Origin of the sequence: Flavobacterium sp. (assembly GCF_052437795.1) — a bacterium.
Taxonomy (GTDB): Bacteria; Bacteroidota; Bacteroidia; order Flavobacteriales; family Flavobacteriaceae; genus Flavobacterium.
Map to the genome: position 1 here is coordinate 25,405 of NZ_JBQVPA010000005.1, position 20,078 is coordinate 45,482.

18 protein-coding genes are annotated in these 20,078 nt (G+C 44.2%); 8 read left to right on the plus strand and 10 right to left on the minus strand.

Translation table 11 applies throughout. The features are described from left to right. Positions 1-8: 8 nt before the first annotated feature. The 3 genes from ACT6R0_RS15540 to ACT6R0_RS15550 all read right to left on the minus strand — a co-directional run bounded on the left by ACT6R0_RS15540 (position 9) and on the right by ACT6R0_RS15550 (position 4,229). Complete coding sequence (locus ACT6R0_RS15540; protein WP_444654558.1) at positions 9-2,348, minus strand: hypothetical protein; 2,340 nt, start codon at positions 2,346-2,348, stop codon at positions 9-11. Next, positions 2,302-3,414, minus strand: coding sequence for a hypothetical protein (locus tag ACT6R0_RS15545; RefSeq protein WP_444654559.1), 1,113 nt, complete (start codon positions 3,412-3,414; stop codon positions 2,302-2,304). Before ACT6R0_RS15545 ends, ACT6R0_RS15540 begins: the two co-directional genes overlap by 47 nt. A 149-nt stretch (positions 3,415-3,563) precedes the next feature. Next, positions 3,564-4,229, minus strand: coding sequence for a uracil-DNA glycosylase (locus ACT6R0_RS15550; RefSeq protein WP_444654560.1), 666 nt, complete (start codon positions 4,227-4,229; stop codon positions 3,564-3,566). Between the two features lie 134 nt (positions 4,230-4,363). Here ACT6R0_RS15550 and ACT6R0_RS15555 point away from each other — a divergent pair, with 134 nt between their 5' ends. Beyond that, positions 4,364-6,532, plus strand: coding sequence for an endonuclease MutS2 (locus ACT6R0_RS15555; protein ID WP_444654561.1), 2,169 nt, complete (start codon positions 4,364-4,366; stop codon positions 6,530-6,532). A 1-nt stretch (position 6,533) separates the two neighbouring features. Continuing rightward, positions 6,534-6,947 (plus strand): thiol-disulfide oxidoreductase DCC family protein, encoded by a 414-nt coding sequence (locus ACT6R0_RS15560; RefSeq protein ID WP_444654562.1) that lies wholly within the window; start codon positions 6,534-6,536, stop codon positions 6,945-6,947. A gap of 102 nt (positions 6,948-7,049) precedes the next feature. Here the strand turns inward: ACT6R0_RS15560 and ACT6R0_RS15565 are convergent, their stop codons facing one another. The 3 genes from ACT6R0_RS15565 to aroC form a co-directional block, all read right to left on the minus strand. Next, a complete protein-coding gene (locus tag ACT6R0_RS15565; RefSeq protein ID WP_444654564.1) occupies positions 7,050-8,645 on the minus strand; it encodes a T9SS type A sorting domain-containing protein in 1,596 nt (531 codons plus the stop codon). A 122-nt stretch (positions 8,646-8,767) separates the two neighbouring features. After that, positions 8,768-9,712: a choice-of-anchor J domain-containing protein gene (locus ACT6R0_RS15570; protein ID WP_444654565.1), complete on the minus strand. Its 945-nt coding sequence runs from the start codon at positions 9,710-9,712 to the stop codon at positions 8,768-8,770. A gap of 164 nt (positions 9,713-9,876) precedes the next feature. Beyond that, positions 9,877-10,923 (minus strand): chorismate synthase, encoded by a 1,047-nt coding sequence (gene aroC / locus ACT6R0_RS15575; RefSeq protein ID WP_444654566.1) that lies wholly within the window; start codon positions 10,921-10,923, stop codon positions 9,877-9,879. 212 nt (positions 10,924-11,135) lie between these two features. Between aroC and ACT6R0_RS15580 the strand changes: the two genes are divergently transcribed. The 3 genes from ACT6R0_RS15580 to ACT6R0_RS15590 all read left to right on the plus strand — a co-directional run bounded on the left by ACT6R0_RS15580 (position 11,136) and on the right by ACT6R0_RS15590 (position 13,447). Continuing rightward, positions 11,136-11,915: a hypothetical protein gene (locus ACT6R0_RS15580; RefSeq protein ID WP_444654570.1), complete on the plus strand. Its 780-nt coding sequence runs from the start codon at positions 11,136-11,138 to the stop codon at positions 11,913-11,915. A gap of 176 nt (positions 11,916-12,091) precedes the next feature. Further along, positions 12,092-12,586: a hypothetical protein gene (locus ACT6R0_RS15585; RefSeq protein ID WP_444654572.1), complete on the plus strand. Its 495-nt coding sequence runs from the start codon at positions 12,092-12,094 to the stop codon at positions 12,584-12,586. A 120-nt stretch (positions 12,587-12,706) separates the two neighbouring features. Then, complete coding sequence (locus tag ACT6R0_RS15590) at positions 12,707-13,447, plus strand: hypothetical protein (protein ID WP_444654573.1); 741 nt, start codon at positions 12,707-12,709, stop codon at positions 13,445-13,447. 36 nt (positions 13,448-13,483) lie between these two features. Here the strand turns inward: ACT6R0_RS15590 and ettA are convergent, their stop codons facing one another. The 3 genes from ettA to holA are packed head-to-tail and all read right to left on the minus strand — an operon-like array spanning position 13,484 to position 16,439. Further along, positions 13,484-15,175 carry an energy-dependent translational throttle protein EttA gene (gene ettA / locus ACT6R0_RS15595; RefSeq protein WP_444654575.1) on the minus strand — a complete coding sequence of 564 codons (1,692 nt, stop codon included), beginning with the start codon at positions 15,173-15,175 and terminating at the stop codon, positions 13,484-13,486. A 34-nt stretch (positions 15,176-15,209) separates the two neighbouring features. Next, a complete protein-coding gene (locus ACT6R0_RS15600) occupies positions 15,210-15,392 on the minus strand; it encodes a CAL67264 family membrane protein (protein WP_265175848.1) in 183 nt (60 codons plus the stop codon). Positions 15,393-15,434: 42 nt separating this feature from the next. Then, positions 15,435-16,439, minus strand: coding sequence for a DNA polymerase III subunit delta (gene holA / locus ACT6R0_RS15605; RefSeq protein WP_444654577.1), 1,005 nt, complete (start codon positions 16,437-16,439; stop codon positions 15,435-15,437). Positions 16,440-16,491: 52 nt separating this feature from the next. On the opposite strand from holA, the gene ACT6R0_RS15610 reads away from it, so the two are divergent. The 3 genes from ACT6R0_RS15610 to ACT6R0_RS15620 all read left to right on the plus strand — a co-directional run bounded on the left by ACT6R0_RS15610 (position 16,492) and on the right by ACT6R0_RS15620 (position 18,842). Continuing rightward, on the plus strand, positions 16,492-16,944 hold the full coding sequence (locus tag ACT6R0_RS15610) for a type I restriction enzyme HsdR N-terminal domain-containing protein (RefSeq protein WP_444654578.1): 453 nt from the start codon (positions 16,492-16,494) through the stop codon (positions 16,942-16,944). Next, complete coding sequence (locus tag ACT6R0_RS15615; protein WP_444654580.1) at positions 16,941-17,948, plus strand: glycosyltransferase family 2 protein; 1,008 nt, start codon at positions 16,941-16,943, stop codon at positions 17,946-17,948. The genes ACT6R0_RS15610 and ACT6R0_RS15615 overlap by 4 nt, the downstream gene beginning before the upstream one ends. 63 nt (positions 17,949-18,011) lie before the next feature. Continuing rightward, positions 18,012-18,842 carry an OmpA/MotB family protein gene (locus tag ACT6R0_RS15620; RefSeq protein ID WP_444654582.1) on the plus strand — a complete coding sequence of 277 codons (831 nt, stop codon included), beginning with the start codon at positions 18,012-18,014 and terminating at the stop codon, positions 18,840-18,842. A gap of 270 nt (positions 18,843-19,112) precedes the next feature. Here ACT6R0_RS15620 and ACT6R0_RS15625 read toward each other — a convergent pair whose 3' ends face one another. Then, positions 19,113-19,583 carry a hypothetical protein gene (locus ACT6R0_RS15625; protein WP_444654584.1) on the minus strand — a complete coding sequence of 157 codons (471 nt, stop codon included), beginning with the start codon at positions 19,581-19,583 and terminating at the stop codon, positions 19,113-19,115. Positions 19,584-20,078: the final 495 nt, after the last annotated feature.

Consider the following 20,078-nt stretch of genomic DNA (forward strand, 5'->3'; position numbering starts at 1 on the left):
AAATATTCCTATTGCAGGTACATCTCCAGTTCCGGGCAGCTGAATTTTTTAAATGTTTTAGTATTTTTAAAGTCCTTATAAAAAACCCTTACCCATTTATCGGCCTGTAATTTACGCGGCCCGTCCCATGAATAGTACGGTGAAAAGTCAGTATGTCTTTCGCAAACGTGCAGCATGAGCGCAGCCATGGCTTTTTGCTCCTTATTTACTGCTACCTTATAAGCTTTGTTATACCAGTATTTAGCTTGGGTTAATTCGGTATAGTTACCCCCCGAAAAAGTTTTCTTTGCTTTTTCCATATCGCCATACACCGCATCGTAGTAAAGGTTTCCCTGAAAATAGCTAACCATAAGCCAGTGGCTGCCGCGATAGCTCAGGTTATAATAAGCATGCCCCAGCTTTAGGTAGCTTTCAGGGTCGTTATTTTTTCTTAGGGTGAGGATCTCCTTTATGAACGCTGCCTTACTGAAATCATGATCTGCTTTCTTTTCGGCATCGGTCTTTGCATAGTATAGCACATCGGGGTAGAACGGATCGCTGTCGAGTTCGGCATAGTAAGGATAATCCTTTTTATAGTAGCGATCTGGGATCTTTTTAAATATATCGTATGCCAATTGAAGGTTGTCCTGCCTCAAAGCGATGGCACCTTTCAGGTCGAGATAAAAATTGACATCCGTTGTGGTACCTTCGCAAATGAACTTGTGGAACGCGCTTTTATTTTTTGCCCCAACGATCTTCACCACATTGTCCATATCTTTCAGCGTAGCCAAACGGTCAAAATATGCTATCTTTTCGTAATCCGGCGACTCGGCATCTTCACCCCATCCATAACCGTCTGTGGAATATTTAAAATTCTCAGCCTTGAGGAACAGCAGCCCGGCAGTGGCCATATCGCCGGCCTTATTATATTCGGCGCTCAAAATTTTAAGCAGGCTGTAGAGGCTCTTGCCATACGACTCATCTTGCCCCGCAAGCACATATAATTGCTGGATGGCATCGTAAAACTGCTGCTTCACAATGCTATCTGAAAGGTTCCGCTGTTTTGAAGCTACAAGTGCCAGCTCGATCGCCTTTTGTGCCCTGACCGATGCAGGCGCATCATTGCTTATAGCATTCGCATATTTGTAGCCGCCTTCCAGGTCATCATCCATAAAGCACAGGTGCGCCAGGCACGACATAAGGTAATCGTTGTCCTGCGACCCTTTGGTACTTATGTCTTTAATGTAAGATTTTAACTCCCTAAGGTAGGCCATATCCTTTTGCAGGTTCTCCGTGCGGGCTTTGATATATTCCTGGCTCCAGGCATACTCCGAACCCGCTTCAGGCCCCGCCGACATCATTTCGGGGGTGAATATCCAGTTCTCCAGCTTATTGATCTCGCGGCCAAGCAGCATGTTCACATAATTGCTGCCCGGAGAAAGATCGTTGATCCTAATTATCTCCTGTAATGCAGGGCCCGGGCTGCGCATTGCTTTTATTGCCAGTATCACAGCCTTTTCGTGGTCATTTTTTGCGAAAGCCAGTGTGCGCTCCACTTCGTCATGGTTGAACCGCTGCATCACGGCAATTACCTTTTCATCGCACAGGTCGAACACGCGGCTCAGGTAGTAATTTTGCTCAGCCTTGTCTTCAGTAACATATGCCCTTAAAAGCAATGCCCAGGGCTGCAGCACTGTACAGTTGCCATCGTTGGCAAAATAGCGGTCATACAGCTTTATGATATTTGACCAATTACCATAGCGTATTAACATGAAGGCATAGCGCTGCTGCAGGAAATGGTCTTTTTGCTGCTCAAGTTTTTTCTCGATATGCACCAGCGAAACCGACTGTGGCTCATTCTGTTCCCAATTATCGCGACGGCCTGTATCGTCCCACGATTCCCACTTTGAATTTTGCGGATTCTGGTAGTATTCCATTTCCTTGGCAAAGGCAAAATACTCAAGTAATGGCTTATTTTTGGCAAGCAGCAGGCTTTTTATAAAAGAATTCTGCGGAAATGCAGTCCCAAGTGTACGGGTTTCATAAGCCAGCTGGAACTTTTCGGGATCGGTTTTATACTGCAGCTCATAGATGTGGTCGAGGCTAACAGATGCTCCCAGCTTTTGCTGCCATTCGCGGCAATTACGCCAACGGTCCTGCGTGCTGTGTATTTCGTATTGGTTAAAATAATGCTCGGAATAATAAAATGGGCTGAATTTGGCCATGCCGCGTGCTTCGGCCCTGAAAAAAGCAAGACGCAGGGTTTCGGCATCATCGCCCCAACCACAGGCACTTGCTGTTGAACTGTATAGAAAAATGATGCTAAGAGCCAAACAGGCTGTAATATCTTGAAATGTTTTTGATGCCATAGTCTTTTATAAAATTTTCATCCCATGAAAAAAAGGTAACCTTCGAGTTTTCCAGATCGATGTGATCTTTGAGTATCGATATCATTTCACGCATTTCAGCATCGCTCACCTTTTCAATCCTCACTTCATCGCCATTGCGGTAAAAGGTTTCGCCTATAACCTCATCACGCGTAAATACATAACGATTTTCATCGATCTTTTTAAATCGTTTACCATTCATGTCGATCATATCGCTATTGGCAAGGATGCCTAAAAACTGTCCGCCCCGGAATACGAGCGACCAGTTGAAGATCGGCAATGCCGCATTGAGCTTAAGCGGGTAATCATCATGGTTCACATATTGCCTTAATATCTTTGGAGAGCCTATTGAGTTCTTATTCTTATGATCGGTGGGGCTTTCCATATTGTAGCACATCAACAGGCCGTTATCTACAGGTGGCACACCGGCCTTTTCGTGATCCCTGTACTGCCAGAGGCGTATGGTCGCGGCAACTTTATAGGCCGGTATCTCTTTTTTAAGTTCGGATAAAAAATAGAAATAATTATCACGGCTTCCCTGGGTCCAGTCGCAATCGATAAGTATCTCTTTTATCCGGTTATCGAACATAGTCGTTTCATACCGTTCAAGGGAGTCCATATCGCCTTTGTAAACGCTGTCATTCACTTTTTTATAGGCCGTATACCGTGCAGTCTTGCTCCGGGTTTCGTTGAGTATGGTGTTCATTCGTTCACGCACATCTTCCGCAAGCTTTTTAAGTTGGGGGCGGGTGCTTTGCTGTATGGCATCGTTCGTAATGTAGATACACGGAGTCACCTGCATTTGGTTGACATCGTCTGAAAAATCCCAAAGCGTAGCCATGGGCGCGGCGCTTTTTGCATAGGGGTTCCAGCCCACGTCGAACAGCCTGAGATAAATATGCTTTACCCCAAGCGAATCGGCGGTCCTCTGATCGATGCTATCGTTCCAGTATGTGGTTTTCCAGTAGCAGAATGACCGCTCCACGGTATATTCTTTTTTGCAGGATAATAAGCTGCAACATATCAGGAGGAGCAGTATTTTTTTCATGCCTCTAAGGTGGTTTTTGCTTTAACGAAAGTACTATTATTCTTGTTGCGCCGGCACAAAAATATTTTCGTTCAAGCAAAAAATATAAGTGCCCATCACAGCATCTTTCCTATCAAAACATTAGGCAAAAACCGGTGGTCCCGAAGTCATTACCACTCGATCAGCTTCTTGCCTTTTGATGCCAGGAACTCATTTGTCCTGCTGAAATGCCTGTTACCGAACCAATGCCCTTTATTGGCACTCAGCGGCGAAGGGTGGCCCGACTCGAGTACCAAATGCCTGCTCCTGTCTGCACGTGCGCCTTTCTTTTTGGCTGGCCCTCCCCATAGCAGGAACACCACATCCTTTTTTTCATCAGAGATCTTTTGGATCACGGCATCCGTAAAAACTTCCCAGCCTCTGCCCTGGTGGCTGTTAGCCTCGCCCCTTCTCACGGTCAGTACTGAGTTAAGGAGCAGCACTCCCTGCCCTGCCCAACGCTCAAGATCTCCCGTCGGCGGAAAAGGCTTACCGAGGTCGGTCTGGATCTCGCGGAAGATATTCTGTAATGACGGAGGCATGGGAATGTTGTCATTGACCGAAAAACATAAGCCGTTCGCCTGCCCCGGACCATGGTACGGATCTTGCCCAAGGATCACTACCTCCAACTTATCGAAAGGGCAATGGTCGAATGCCGAAAATATCTGCTTACCGGGTGGATAACATTCCGATGCGGCATATTCACTTTTTACGAATTGTATGAGGCTTTCAAAATAAGGCTTTTCAAATTCGGGGGCAAGGACTTCCTTCCAGGAATCGTGTATGGCTACGTTCATTATTCTTCAATTATATGCAAATATAAAGAACGTGGCGTATTGCCCGTATATAAAGCCATCTTAAACTTTACTGCCAAATGTACAGTCCTGCTCAATATGTAGTATTTTTGCATGGAATTTGCTTTACGAAAAGAATGATCACAATTACAGATAAAACACTTAAAGACTTAGAATTCCATACCGTGCTTGAAGCAGTGGCATCGGGCTGCACGACAGAACCCGGCCATGAGAAGGCGATGCTCATAACTCCTTTCAAAAACAAGGAGGAACTGATGGAGGCGCTTAAGCAGACATCGGAATATGTATCCTCTTTTGACAATAACAATGCGCTGCCAAACCATGGCTTTGAGCCCATAACCAACGAGATAAAGTTCCTTGCCATTGAGGACAGCTACCTCGATGCCACGGCGTTCAGGAAGATCGCCAGCCTCTCGGACACGGCCAATACGCTCATTAAATTCCTTGAGAAGTTCAATGACTACTATCCCAACCTCAACGCAAGGGCATTGCAGGTAGAATACACTAAGGAGATCCTGAAAAGCATTGATAAGGTGGTAGACAAGTATGGCGAAGTAAAGGACGATGCGTCTCCCGACCTTGCCAACATCCGCCGCGAAATGGGCATGGTAAAGGGCCGCATCAACCAAAGCTTCGCATCGGCACTCAGCCAATATAACGGCATGGGGTACCTGGACGATATTAAGGAAAGCGTTGTAGAGAACCGCCGTGTGCTTGCAGTCCTGGCCATGTACCGCCGAAAAGTGAAAGGCTCCATACTTGGCAGCTCCAAGACCGGAAGCATTACCTACATTGAGCCTGAGGCGACGCTTAAACTATCGCGTGAGCTCGCCAATTTTGAATATGAAGAGAAAGAAGAGGTCAAGCGCATACTCAAACAGTTGAGTATCGTGATAAGGCCATTCGTCCCGTTATTGTACGACTACCAGGAATTCCTGACCGATATTGACGTAGTGTCCGGCAAGGCCAAATATGCCCGAAGGATCAACGCGCTGCTGCCGGCCATAACTAATGACAAGCGATTGTATTTCAGGGAAGCTTTCCACCCTATCCTATTGTCGAACAACAACAGGAAAGGCGAAATAACGTACCCTCAAACCATTGAGCTCACACAGGATAACAGGATCATTGTCATATCCGGTCCCAATGCCGGCGGTAAGAGTATCACGCTGAAGACAATTGGCCTGCTGCAGCTTATGCTGCAAAGCGGCCTGCTGATACCGGTGCATGAACGTAGCGAGACTTTTTTATTCGACCGCATCATGACCGATATTGGCGATAACCAGTCGATCGAGAACCACCTGAGCACCTACAGTTACCGATTGAAGAACATGAACTACTTCCTGAAGAAGTGCAACGATAAGACGTTATTCCTGATCGATGAGTTCGGTACAGGTTCGGACCCGGAACTCGGCGGCGCTTTGGCAGAGACCTTCCTTGAGGAATTTTACCACAGGGAGGCTTTTGGCATCATCACGACGCACTACACCAACCTGAAGATACTGGCCGACGAGTTGCCATATGCCACTAACGCCAACATGCTTTTTGACGAAAGATCGCTGGAACCGATGTACAAGCTGATACTGGGCCAGGCCGGAAGTTCCTTTACTTTTGAGGTGGCGCAGAAGAACGGGATACCGTATGGGCTGATCAACCGCGCAAAGAAGAAGATAGAAGGCAGCAAGGTGCGTTTTGACAAGACCATAGCCAACCTGCAAAAGGAGCGTTCCAAGCTGGAAAAAACTTCGCAGACACTTAAGGAAGAAGAAATAAAGGCACGCGAGGAAGGAAAAAAGATGGAGAACATCAATACCAAGATACAGCAAAAACTGGAAAGCTACCAAGAATTGTACGATGCCAATCAGCGCCTTATTTACATGGGCCAAAAGATCGAGGACATCAGCGAGAAGTACTTCAACAACAAAAATAAAAAAGACCTTATAGGCGAATTCCTGAAAATGGTTGAGATAGAGAACTCCAAGCGTAAAAAGGCTACACCGAAAGAAATAAAGCAAAAGGAAATAGTGCAAAAGCAGGTAATTGCCGAAGTGCAGGTAAAGGTGGAAGAGATACGCCAGGAAAAAAAAGAAAAGAAGATAAAAGAGAAGGCTGTGGAGAAGCCTAAAGCGATACTTAAGGTAGGCGACCGTGTGCGGATGCTGGATGGCAGATCGGTCGGGACGATCGATGTGATCGAGAAGAAAAAGGCAACGGTAAACTATGGTATCTTTACTTCAAAAGTCGACCTTGAATCATTAGAACTGGTAGAAGCCGCAAAGAAATAACATGGAGAACCTGCCTAAAGATAAAAAGATCATATTGTTCGATGGCATTTGCAACCTGTGCGATGCCACGGTACAGTTCATTATAAAAAGGGATAAAAAGGACATATTCCGCTTTGTAGCATTGCAGTCGGATCTTGGACTGCAGATCATTAAACACATTGGCATCGATACTTCCAAAACCGATTCCATAATACTCTATGAGCCCGGCCATGCTTACTATTACAAAGCGGAAGCCGCCATAAAGATAGCAAAGCAGCTGGGAGGCATTTTCCCTATGATGGGTACATTTTCCATACTGCCTTCATGGCTATCCAATAAGGTATATGACTATATAGCTAAGAACCGTTATAAATGGTATGGCAAAAAAGACGAATGTATGATACCTACGTATGAGATGAAAGCGAAGTTTTTGTAACTGCTTATCCATATTTATTCAAACTATTTTTCCTGACATATATAAAAATAAAAATCCCCCCGCTAAAGCGGGGGGATTTCTTATTTTTATGGAAAACTGTAATTAGTTTTTCACGATCTTTTGTGTCATTGTTCCTTTGTCTGAAGATACAGTCATAAGGTACATACCGCTTGCAAGGTCAGAGATGTTAACCTGAGCCTCTGTAACACCTGCGAATTTCACAGTTTTTACAGTACGGCCGTTAAGGTCAGTGATCTGGATACCGTTAACAAGGATACCATTGTTGTTAGCTACGTTGATAACGTTAGTAGCAGGGTTAGGGAATACAGATAGTTGCGAAGCAAAATCTTTTGTTCCTGCAGTTTCTCCTGTTACGCTTACAGCATCAAGCAATATACCACCTGCAGTAGCGGCTGTCTGGATACCTGTTGTAGCGTGGAAGCCAAGGTAGTAGATACCAGATGTAGGCACGTTGTAAGTGAAAGTCTGCTGAGTGTACTCAGTTTCTTCGATACCATTGTGCGTAGCGATAATAGCTGTTTGCGCAGCAGCAGTTTTATCTGTACCGATAGTAACTGTCATGTTGTTGTTGATGCTTTCGCCTGTACCAAGATCAGCTTTCCTCAACCAGTAAGAAACTGTGATCTGGCTTCCGCCTACAAGGTTAAGGCCCCTTGAGAACAACCATGAGTTAGTAACAGCGCCAGCACCTATAGCACCTGCAAAGTTACCACCATCATATTGGAATGCTTCAGGTCCGTTGTAAACACCCCATACACCACCGGTAGTTCCGTTAAGTGTAGCCCATCCTGCAGTAGCATTGTTGAAAGCTTCGAAATCGTAGCTGTAAGGAAGTGTAGCAGGCGTAGTGATAGGCACACCTATTGTGTAAGGGCCATCCCATGCTCCTGTTGCGCCAAAGTTACAGTCAGAACGGAAGTAGAAAGAGTAAGCCTGACCAGCTGTAAGGTTTGTGAACTCGTAAGCTTCAGTATCTGTAGTTACAGTTCCTGTACCGTTACCTTGTGTAAATCCAGCCGGGCCGTATTCGATCGAGTAGCCTGCAGCTGAACCTTCCCAAGTAAATGAAGGGCCTCCTGAAGTAAGTGCTGCAAGTGTAAGTCCTGAGATAGGCGCACATGCTGTAACGCTTACGTCATCAAGAACAACAACATCAGAATCAAGAGCAGAATAATTGAATTTCACCTTTACGTTAGTCTGGCCGGCAGCGATAGCGCTAATGTCGATCCTCTTGTAGATAATACCTTCGTCGAAAGTAGCCTCATCTTCATCTTCCTCGTTCCAAACCTCTTGCCATGCACCGTTGTTAACTGAAACGGATACAGTAAAATCACCATTATCGTTAGGTGCTACCATATACGTATAACTTCCATAAAAGCTGAAGTTCAGGTAAGCTGACGAATACCCAAGCAGGCTAAAGCCAGGTGTGATCAGGCTTTCGTCTGAAGCGATAGGTGTGTCCCACATAACATAAGCAGATCCCGTACCTGTAAGAGGAGGGAAATCTGTAAGTGTAGTTTCACCCATCCTTGCCCAGTTCTTTGTAGGGTGTGTATTTTCTACTGTCCATCCTGTAGGAGGGAAAGTCTCACTCTCGAAACTTTCAGTTAAGGCAACCTGTGCCATAGAAATTTGGGAAAAGGCAACCATCCCCAAACAAAGTAATAGTTTTTTCATGATGATAATTTTAATTTTTCCCAAAAATAGGAAAAAATAATTCACGTCCAACTTATCAAATGAAAATTTAGCAAAAAAAATGGGCTATTACAGCGCGTTTCTTCTATAATATTGAGAACTAATTAGTTTTTTACTATTTTTTTTGTCATACTTCCCTCATTTGACAAAATCGTCACTATGTACACGCCAGGCTCAAGGCCGGACAAACTGATCTGTGTTACATCAACATTCCCCGAATTCACCTGTTTTACCAAACGGCCGTTAACATCGGTAACACTAACATTACTAATAAGGACGTCATTTTTACCGGAAATGTTCACCACATTGGTAGCGGGATTTGGATATACTGAAACCAGCGATGAAAGACTATTGTTAACACCCGCAGTTGTAGCTGTGGTGACCTTAAAGTCGTCAACCATGAAAAAATACACGTTCTCAGATATGCAATGGATGCCTATCCTTATGGTCTGGTTGGCATAGTCATCCAGTGAAAACGTTTTTAATTCCCATTCTGGATAAGGTGCGTTAAGGTCGCCTGCTCCCGGCAATAACGTGAAGTCAGAAGACCCAACAGGCACTCCATCACCCGAATATATACCTACCTGATAATTTTCAAGCCCATAACTGTTCGAAAGTGATTTGACCCAAAAAGTAACCTCATTCCCGGAAGCCCCAAGCTCCAGCGGCGGGCTTATAAGCCAGTCGTCATTCGGGCCTGCACCGCCTTCATCATCACCCGGCATTACAGCCGCCCAGGACCCGGCATATTTTTGCCCTCCATGAGGATCAAAATTCCTCACCTCGTCACCTGTTTCAACATTTTCTGACATGGCAGCCACGGGATTGAAAATTATGAATGCCTGCGGGTCATTGCCATTCTCCCACGGTATTCCCCCGCCACCGGTATAGGTTGTTGAACCATCAAGATCAAGGGTGATCCATCCACCAAAACCAGAAATAGCAAAATCCTCGTAATCCTCAAAACCATCTTCGATCAAAACAGTTTGGGCCTCTGCCGTAAAAATGGAAAATAGCAGTATTATTGCCAATAGTAGTTGTTTGTTCATGATGCTAGCTTTGTTTCCTTCAAAGATAGATTTTTTTCGATCGAAAGTCAATAAACACTATATATTACAGGTAAACGAGACACAAAGATCAAACAATAAATCAAAAATTAACTAAATAAACTTAAAACACTAATTGATAAAATATTACAAAAATTAATACTATACTACATTAGTGAAAAGTCAGTCAATACGAGCGCGGCCATGGCCTCTACGATAGGTACTGCACGAGGCACTACACATGGATCATGTCTTCCCCTGCCCTGCATTTGTACAATGTTCCCTAAATTATCAATGGTTTCCTGCTCTTTCATGATAGTTGCAACCGGCTTAAATGCCACCCTGAAATAAATGTCCATACCATTGCTTATACCGCCCTGTATGCCTCCTGAAAGGTTTGACCGGGTATTACCATCAGGATTGAACAGATCGTTGTGCTCACTGCCCTTCATCCTTGCGCCGCAAAAGCCGCTTCCATACTCAAACCCTTTTACCGCATTAATGGATAGCATCGCCTTGCCCAACTCGGCATGCAGTTTATCGAATACAGGCTCTCCCAAACCGGCAGGCACGTTCTGCAATACGCAGGTTATGGTCCCGCCCACTGTATCGGCTTCTTTGCGTACCTCCTTAATATATGCCTCCATTTTTTCTGCCGTTGCCGGGTCCGGGCAGCGTACTGCGTTATTATCTGTTAGCGAAAGGTCCAGCGCCTGGTACGGCTTGTCTATGAATATATCGCCTACCGACGACACGAACGCATTGATCTTAATATCGGGAATGATCTGTCGCGCAATTGCGCCCCCCACTACCCTGCTGATGGTTTCGCGCGCGGAACTCCTGCCGCCGCCACGATGATCCCTAATGCCATACTTTTTGTCGTAGGTATAATCAGCGTGAGATGGTCGGTATACATCCTTAATATGGGAATAGTCATCCGGCTTGTGGTTAGTATTATTCACAGCGAACGCTATGGGCGCACCTGTAGTTTTACCTTCGAAAATACCCGACAGGAATTGCACTGTATCATCTTCCTTCCTCTGTGTTACGATCGACGACTGTCCTGGCTTCCTCCTGTTGAGTTCATGCTGTATCGCATCGAAGTCCAGTTCGATGCCCGGGGGGCAGCCATCAATAATGCCACCTATTGCCGGTCCGTGCGATTCGCCAAAAGTCGTAAGCCTGAATAAGGTGCCAAAAGTATTTCCTGCCATTGTAGTGAAGTGTTTCCACAAAAATAAGGGTTTCTTCACTATTAATACCATAATCTTTTGGGCGTGCCGCTTCCGCAAGCTACAGCGTCAGGCTGTCCGCTGTATCCACCGCCGAAAAAAGCGGTGGGATGCCGCTCCCATCCTTCACGCAATTCGTTCCGCATCATACAAAAAAATAAGTATATTCGCAGAAACTTATACTTAACTGACCTATGAAAAAAATCGGATCATTACTTATTTTACTCGGCTTCTTTGTCGTATCCTGCTCCAGCGACGACAGCAATGGCAACAACAATAATGGCAATGCTACCAATTTCCTCCCTGTTGCCACAGGCAATTACTGGGTGTACGATGTACAGGGATCACTGCAGAATGGCAGAGATTCGTTATATGTAGCCAACGATACCGTGATCGGCAACAATACGTACAAAAAATTAAAAACCAAATTCCTTGCTTCAGGTTTCTTTTCAGGAGCTTTGAGCAATAACGGCACCCGTATATCCGGCGACGAACTTTTAGTATCAGGTTCGGCGACCATTCCTTTTTCTGAAGAATTTCCGGTGAGCATTGCCATTTCCGACTTTAAAATATTTAAAGAGGGTGCAGCCAATAATACACAGCTTGACAATGTTAGCGGTACCATCAACCAAACATATGAAGGCGTACCACTTACCATTGATTATACACTTACGACCACAGCCAAAGAAAACCTGGCCACCTATAGCGTGGATGATCAAACTTATACCAATGTTAAACGCATTGAGACAAAACTTTCACTGGCGATCTCTGCCAACTTTCAGGGATTGCCTATACCACTCATGAGCGACCAGGATGTATTAATTTCAAGCCAATATTATGCGGAAGGGATTGGGGTTGTATATGTAGACACCCGTTTCCAGTATGAACTGGGACCATTTGGCGCGCAATTGCCAATACCGCAAAGCGGATCAGAAACCCAGGAGGAGATCTTGATAGACTACGAGGTAGAATAGAAATATAATAACATTCAATAAGTGCCCCAAAGGTTTTAAAACCTTTGGGGCACTGCCTTTTAGAATTAGTAAGATTAAGTTTAACAAAATGATAACTGTTAAAACATTAACAATAGCATATTCTTACAAAAATGACCTTTTTAAATTTGCCTCAAGTAAACAACTAATGGATCATTATGAAAAAACTATTGTTATCTGCTTTCATGCTAATCGGATTAGCATTTAGCTCAAACGCACAGGACAGGAACGCACTTGGTTTACGCCTTGGTGACAACGACGGATTTGGGGGTGAATTATCCTACCAGCGCCTATTGGGCGACAACAACAGGCTGGAGCTCGACCTTGGATGGCGCGACTCAAAAAATTATGATGCTATTAAACTGGCTGCCCTATACCAATGGGTATGGAACATCGAAGGTGGCTTTAACTGGTACGCCGGTGTAGGTGGTGGTGTAGGTTCATGGGAGTTTGACAACGTGCCTGCCTATTATGATGGCGATGATGACAGTGGTACCTTCCTTTTTGCGGCAGGTGACATTGGTATCGAATACAACTTTGACATACCATTGATGCTATCCCTTGATTTCAGGCCTGAACTTTATTTTGGTGATGATTTCCGCGAAGATAATTTCGGCCCGGACATCGCTCTTGGTATCAGGTTCAAATTCTAACCTAAGAACAGACAAAGAAAAAAACAAGCCCACGCATTGCGTGGGTTTTTGCATTCCCATACATTCTTGCTCATCATAAGCTACTGCAAAATTTAATACATTTGGCAGGAAATAAAGACGATGAAAATAGTAAAGGCATTAGCAATAGGATGTGGAGGGTTTATTTTACTCAGTGTGATCATCCTGATCGTGTGGTTCCGGTTCATCAATTCGACAATGGACCAAATGGAAGAAGCAGCTAATGATAAGTTGACAGAAACCATACGGCTGGAAGAACTCCCGTTACTGAAAGGTACAATAACATCCAACAAGATCTATACTGCCCCATTTTCGGGTGATAGTGCGGCCCTGTGCGTACTTAAAGTTGGTGTGCGGGTAACTCATTACGGCAGGGTGCGTGGCGGCAACAGGAAGCGAAGGCCAAAATGGGCTTTTGACCATGTGAATACCGTGATCCCCAACCCTTCCGCTATTATAAAAATTGGGAACGATGTTTATCCTGTAGATTTTAAGGATGCTATCTTCAAAGGTATCGCTGTGGAGAATGATCATCGCTATGACGATGCTACATTTGCTACCAACAGCCATCCCGACTATTACGATATTTTGCGCGAAACTACAGATATCGAATCAGAAGTGCGAAAGCCCGGCCCTGTCGAGAAAAAACAATTTTTAAAGAACATTAAGATGCTCAAAAGCCTTTATGGACTTAATCGCCACATTGACAAATATATTGATTCAGCGCTTAAACAAAAACCCATATACGACCCTGTAAATATTGAGGAAATAATCTACCGGAATGGCGACTCCATCAAGCTTAAAGGAAAAATAGAGAATGGCAGGATAGTGCCGCTGTTTTAAAAAAAAAGCCCACGCATTGCGTGGGCTTCCATCTTATCATCGTATAAGCTTTTTATACTTGATCCTCTTTGGTGTAAGGTCACCGCCAAGGCGCTTTCTCTTATTCTCTTCATACTCCGAGAAGCTGCCTTCAAAGAAATATACTTCAGAGTTGCCCTCAAATGCAAGTATATGTGTACATACCCTGTCCAGGAACCACCTGTCGTGGGAAATAACCACCGCACAGCCGGCAAAGTTCTCCAAACCTTCCTCGAGCGCACGAAGCGTGTTGATATCAAGGTCGTTGGTAGGCTCATCCAGCAGCAGCACGTTGCCTTCTTCCTTTAGGGTTATGGCAAGGTGCAGCCTGTTGCGCTCACCGCCCGACAATGCTGCCACCTTTTTATTCTGGTCGCTTCCGCTAAAGTTAAAGCGGCTAAGGTAGGCGCGCGAGTTCACCTGGCGGCCACCCATCATGATAAGCTCCTGCCCGTCGCAGAAATTCTCCCAAATGGTCTTCTCAGGGTTAATGTTGGAGTGCGACTGGTCTACATAAGCGATCTTCACGGTCTCACCTACGGTAAATTCCCCATTGTCAGGAGTCTCCTCACCCATGATCATACGGAAGATCGTGGTCTTACCTGCGCCGTTCGGCCCGATGATGCCCACAATTCCCGCTTGTGGCAGGGTAAAGTTCAGGTTGTCATAAAGAAGTTTATCCCCATAGCCTTTGGCTACACCATGCGCTTCGATAACGTTGGTACCCAACCTGGGCCCGTTCGGGATGTATATTTCCAGTTTCTCGTCGAGTTCCTTCTGGTCCTCATTCAATAGTCGGTCATAATTTTGGAGACGCGCCTTCTGCTTGGTCTGGCGGCCTTTGGCTCCCTGGCGTACCCAGTCAAGCTCTCGCTCAAGGGTTTTGCGGCGCTTGGAGGCGGTTTTCTCCTCCTGCTCCAGGCGTTTGGCTTTTTGGTCAAGCCAAGACGAGTAGTTGCCTTTCCACGGAATGCCTTCGCCCCTGTCAAGTTCCAGTATCCATCCTGCTACATTATCAAGGAAATAGCGGTCGTGCGTTACGGCAATAACAGTTCCTGCATAATGTTGAAGGTGTTGCTCCAGCCACAGTACGCTCTCGGCATCAAGGTGGTTGGTAGGTTCATCAAGCAAAAGTACGTCCGGCTGCTGCAATAATAGTCGGCAAAGTGCCACACGCCTTTTCTCACCACCCGAAAGCACCTTAATGGGAGTATCCGGATCCGGTGTGCGAAGGGCATCCATCGCGATCTCCAACTTGGTATCCAGTTCCCACGCGCCTGATGCATCGATCTTATCCTGAAGGTCGGCCTGGCGGTCCATCAGTTTTTGCATCTTGTCGGCATCCTCATATACTTCCGGGTCACCAAAGCTGTCGTTGATCTTATTGAACTCATCCAAAAGTGCTACGGTTTCGGCAACGCCTTCGCGCACGATCTCGATCACCGTTTTGGTCTCATCCAGTATCGGCTCCTGTTCAAGGTAACCTACGGTGTAACCAGGTGCGAATACCACATCGCCCTGGTAACTCTTGTCTATCCCGGCAATGATCTTCAGCAATGAAGATTTACCCGACCCGTTAAGCCCCAGGATACCGATCTTAGCGCCATAGAAGAAACTCAGGTAAATATCCTTCAGTACCGGTTTTTGAGCCCCCGGGTAGGTCTTCCCTACGCGGGACATCGAAAATATTACTTTCTTATCGTCTGCCATTTTTATTTATTTGTTGATTCGTTTATCAGTTTTGTTACACCCTTCCTTTTAGCGAGCTAAACACCCACGCTATCGCAAAAAAGCCCAATCCCACTGCGCTAAATCCCCATCCGGCCACATCGGCGTAGCGGTACACACCCAATCCTATGAGCAACAGCCCCATCAATATCATTATAAAAGTTGCCCACCCAAGGATAGTATTCTTATTCATTCCCATAATTATCTTTTCATTTAGCCTGCAAATATCGGGATTATATCTCTAATTAAAAATCTTCACCAGCATCTCTTTCAGCAGGTCAGCTTGTGGGATGTTGCCTGCCCCAACACCCTTGCTTTTTACGTCGATGTCCCGAAGTGTGGCTACGATCGCACTCACTTTGCGCATGGGGTAATTGCGGAGGGCAATATCGTAATCCTTCAAAAAATAGGGATTCACCTTTAATATCTTAGCAGCGTTGAAAGGGCTTTTATCCTTCAACCCGTGGTATTGCAGCAATTGCGAAAAGAAACCGAATACCAGCCCCACGGTCATTACCAGCGGATTATCCTTAGGGTTTTGAGAAAAATATTCTGCTATCTTATAGGCTTTCAGTTCATCGCGTTCGCCAATGGCCTTACGAAGCTCGAAAACATTATAATCCTTACTGATGCCGATGTTGTCCTCGATGAGCTTTGGCGTAATGGCATTGCCTGCCGGCAGGATGATCATGAGCTTGTCTAGCTCATTGCTGATACGGCTCAGGTCGTTGCCTAAAAACTCGACCAGCATGGCCGCGGCTTTAGGCTCAATGGTATAGTTCTTTCCTGAAAGCACACGCTTTATCCAGTCGGCCACCTGGTTTTCGTACAGCTTTTTGCTTTCGAAAACCACGCCGTTCTTTTCGATGAGCTTGGTTACTTTCTTGCGCTTATCGAGGGTTTTGTATTTGTACGCAATGACCAAAACCGTTGTAGGCTGTGGGTTGTTGGCATAGCTCTCCAGCTTTTCGATGGTGCGGGACAGTTCCTGGGCCTCTTTTACGATCACCACCTGCCTGTCAGCCATCATTGGATAGCGTTTGGCATGAGAAACAACTTCGTCCACACTTACATCCTTCCCGTACAGCACCATCTGGTTAAAGCCTTTTTCATCTTCCGAAAGTATATTGCCTTCAATAAAATCGGTTATCTTGTCAATATAGTATGGCTCTTCGCCCATCAAAAAATAAATAGGCTTAATGTTGCCCTGTTTTATATCATTTACAATTTTAACAACTTCGTCCATTGGCTTTTAAAAACATTTATGGTGGTATGTCTAAAAATCTTACTTTTGCGCGATGCAAAAACTGAATTTTCCCGACTATAGTTTCCGTTTCAAAAATAGTGAAAATAAGCCCGCTATTTTTGACTGCATACGCAAAAAGTTTATCGTCCTCACACCCGAGGAATGGGTACGCCAGCATGTAGTCTGCTTTTTGCTGGAACAAAAAAAATACCCTAAGTCGCACATCAACGCAGAGAAGATCATTAAAATAAACGGCCTTACCAAAAGGTATGATGTGGTCGTTTTCAGGCCCGACGGAAAGATACTGATACTCGTGGAATGCAAAGCACCAGAAGTACCGATATCACAAAACACTTTCGACCAGATAGCACGCTACAACCTTACTGTGGATGCTGAATACATGATGGTGACCAACGGGCTAGATCATTACTTTTGCCAAATGGACCATGAGGCGGAGAAATACATTTTCCTGCGTGACCTGCCCGAATATAACCCTGCCCTATGAAAAGCATTGCTGTCGTAATACTGAACTGGAACGGAAAAGGACTGCTGGAACAATTCCTGCCATCTGTAACGCAATACTCGCCCGAAGCAACGGTATATGTGGCCGATAATGCTTCAACAGATGATTCTGTGGCATTTGTCAGGGTGAATTATCCGGAAGTAAGGATCATCCAAAACACCGGGAATTTTGGTTATGCAAAGGGATATAATCTAGCTTTGGAAAATGTTGAAGAGGAAATATATGCACTGGTCAATTCGGATGTGGAAGTGACCGAAGGCTGGCTGGCACCGATCATTGAACTATTTGAGACCGATACTGATACCGCCATCATACAGCCAAAAATACTGGACTATAAGAATAAAAGTTACTTTGAATATGCCGGTGCTGCAGGGGGATTTATCGACAAGTATGGCTTTCCGTTCTGCCGTGGCAGGATATTCGAGACCATTGAAGAAGACAAAGGCCAGTATGATGATGCTACCGAAATATTCTGGGCATCCGGGGCATGTTTTTTCATAAGGAAAGAAGCTTACCGTACACTTGGAGGTTTTGACGAAGACTTTTTTGCCCACCAGGAAGAGATCGACCTATGCTGGAGGGCTTTCAACCATAACTACAGAACGCGCTATTGCCACAGTTCGGTCATTTATCATGTGGGCGGGGCAACGCTTAGCAGCAACAACCCACGCAAAACGTTCCTCAACTTCAGGAACTCCCTTTGGATGATGGTAAAGAACTTACCTGCCGGAAAATTGTTCCCGATACTGTTTGTTCGACTGTTTTTGGACGGCGTAGCGGGTATGCGCTTCATTATGTTGGGGAGATTTCCCCACTTTTTTGCAATTTTAAAAGCGCACTTTTATTTTTATTTAAAATTATTTTACTTCTTAAACAAAAGAGAACCAAAACAGTACAAAAATTACTACAAGTCCAATAGTATCGTTTGGGACTATTTTACTAAAGGCGGCAAGGTTTTTGACAAAAATTTTAACAATAGTTTATAGACAAATTCGTTATTATTTAGTCTTTTAATCCCTAATTTTGTTAAAATTTAAAACTTTGAACGTATGAAAAGAGCCATTTTATTATTGACTTTAGCCAGTTTGACGCTGACTTCATGCGGCGCGAAAAAGAAGATCGCCGAGCTTGAAGCCAAGAACAAAGAATGCCAGGACCTGCTAAATTCAGCAACCGTAAAGCTAAACACTTGCCTTGCTGAGAAAGATGTTATGGCTGCCCGAATTGAGGACCTTAAATCAAGCAACAACCAGCTGATCACTACGAAAGACCAAATTACCACGCTTTCATCAAAAGGTGCAGAGAACCTTGAAAAAACTCTTGAAAGCCTTAAAGAAAAAGACATCAAGATCACGCGTTTGCAGGATGCCCTTACACGTAAGGACTCTGTAACTATCGCGCTTGTATCAAGCATTAAAAGGGCTGTTGGTGTTAACGACCCGGACATCGAGGTTAACGTAGAAAAAGGTGTTGTCTATATTTCTATCGCTGACAAGCTTTTGTTTAAAAGTGGAAGCTATGAAGTTACAGACAGAGCTAAAGAAATACTTGGCAAAGTGGCTGCTATCGTGAAAGATAAGCCAAACTTTGAGTGTATGGTAGAAGGCCACACTGATAATGTGCCGATCAAAAACCCTGTGCTTCAGGACAACTGGGACCTTAGCGTTAAGCGTGCTACGTCAATCGTAAGGGTTCTGCAGAAAGATTTCGGTATAGAACCGCAACGACTTGTAGCATCAGGCCGTGGGGAATACGTTCCGCTTGAAGCCAATACAACTGCCGAAGGAAGGGCCCGTAACAGGAGGACAAGGATCCTTGTACTGCCTAAGATCGACCAGTTCTACGATATGATCGAAAAAGAAATGAAAGGCCAGAAATAGTAGTAAAGCATTGAATAATTATAAAAGATCCGGTTCCCTTCAGAGCCGGATCTTTTTTTATACGACTAAAAGCATTAAACGACAACGCAATACCTCATATCATCTATGCCCGCAATAATGATAAATTGTTAAACATCAAGCAATACATGGAGTTACATGAATGGCAAGCTATTTCATGAGATGAAAGATTTGGTAAAACCCTAAGTAGACCGATAAAGGATATATATAAAGAGTTAAGGAATAGCAGAGGAAAATAAACTTAGGAACAGCTTACATTTTATTTTTATATACCTGGGTCATGGTAAATATCCTGTTAAGGTAAGCATCCATACAAAGCAGGTCTTTATTTGCTATCTCATCATGCTTTAACAGGCCCTTATCGAGAAAATACTTTTCAGCAGCTGTCTTTTTATCTTTTGAGGTATGATATACGATATTATAGACCGTTATCCTGTATTTTCCTTCGCCTGATTCTATCTCAAAATCAAAACTGAATTCAAAGTCCATGAATGCTGAAGCGCCAGGACAGGTATTCTTGAACATTGTACCTGATCCTTTATGCAGGGTTTTATGAGAAGATGTAATAGCAAGGCGCGGATGCCGAGCTATAAGGGCTGGGATATTTGTTTCATTGGTAATAACAACACTCTCCCAAACAAGGTCTTTATGGCGTGCCACAAATCCGGTTGTCTGTGACCAACAGGATACCGAAAGAAATAGGAAAAGCATCAGTTTTTTCATAGAAACCCAAATTTTTATACGACGCATAAACGTCACAAAGATATATATTTTAAGTATTACACTATTAGGCCTGCCTACATTTACATTCATTTTAATTACAAAATTTATGGAACTTTTATAACGGTAGAAATTACCTGTTTTTACAAAACAGGTAATTTCTACCTACCGTGCATAACTATAATAAATTATTTTTGACCTGTAAATGTTAATCAACCCTTAAAACAACAAATAAGAAAAATATCACAAATTTATTTAGTTAAGAAATAAATATGCATTTTATAAATAAAATAGTTAAAAAATTATTACATTTACACAAATTATAACCCTAACGAAATTTTAATATTTAATTAATTAAAACTCCTTATAATTTTCTGAAACTTGTATCACGTTAAACAAGGATTAAAAACAATGCCATGACCTGGATCAACCTAAAAAACCGAGTAAGGCAATTCATACACGCTGGTATGAAAAGCTACAGACAACGAAGGCTAAGGA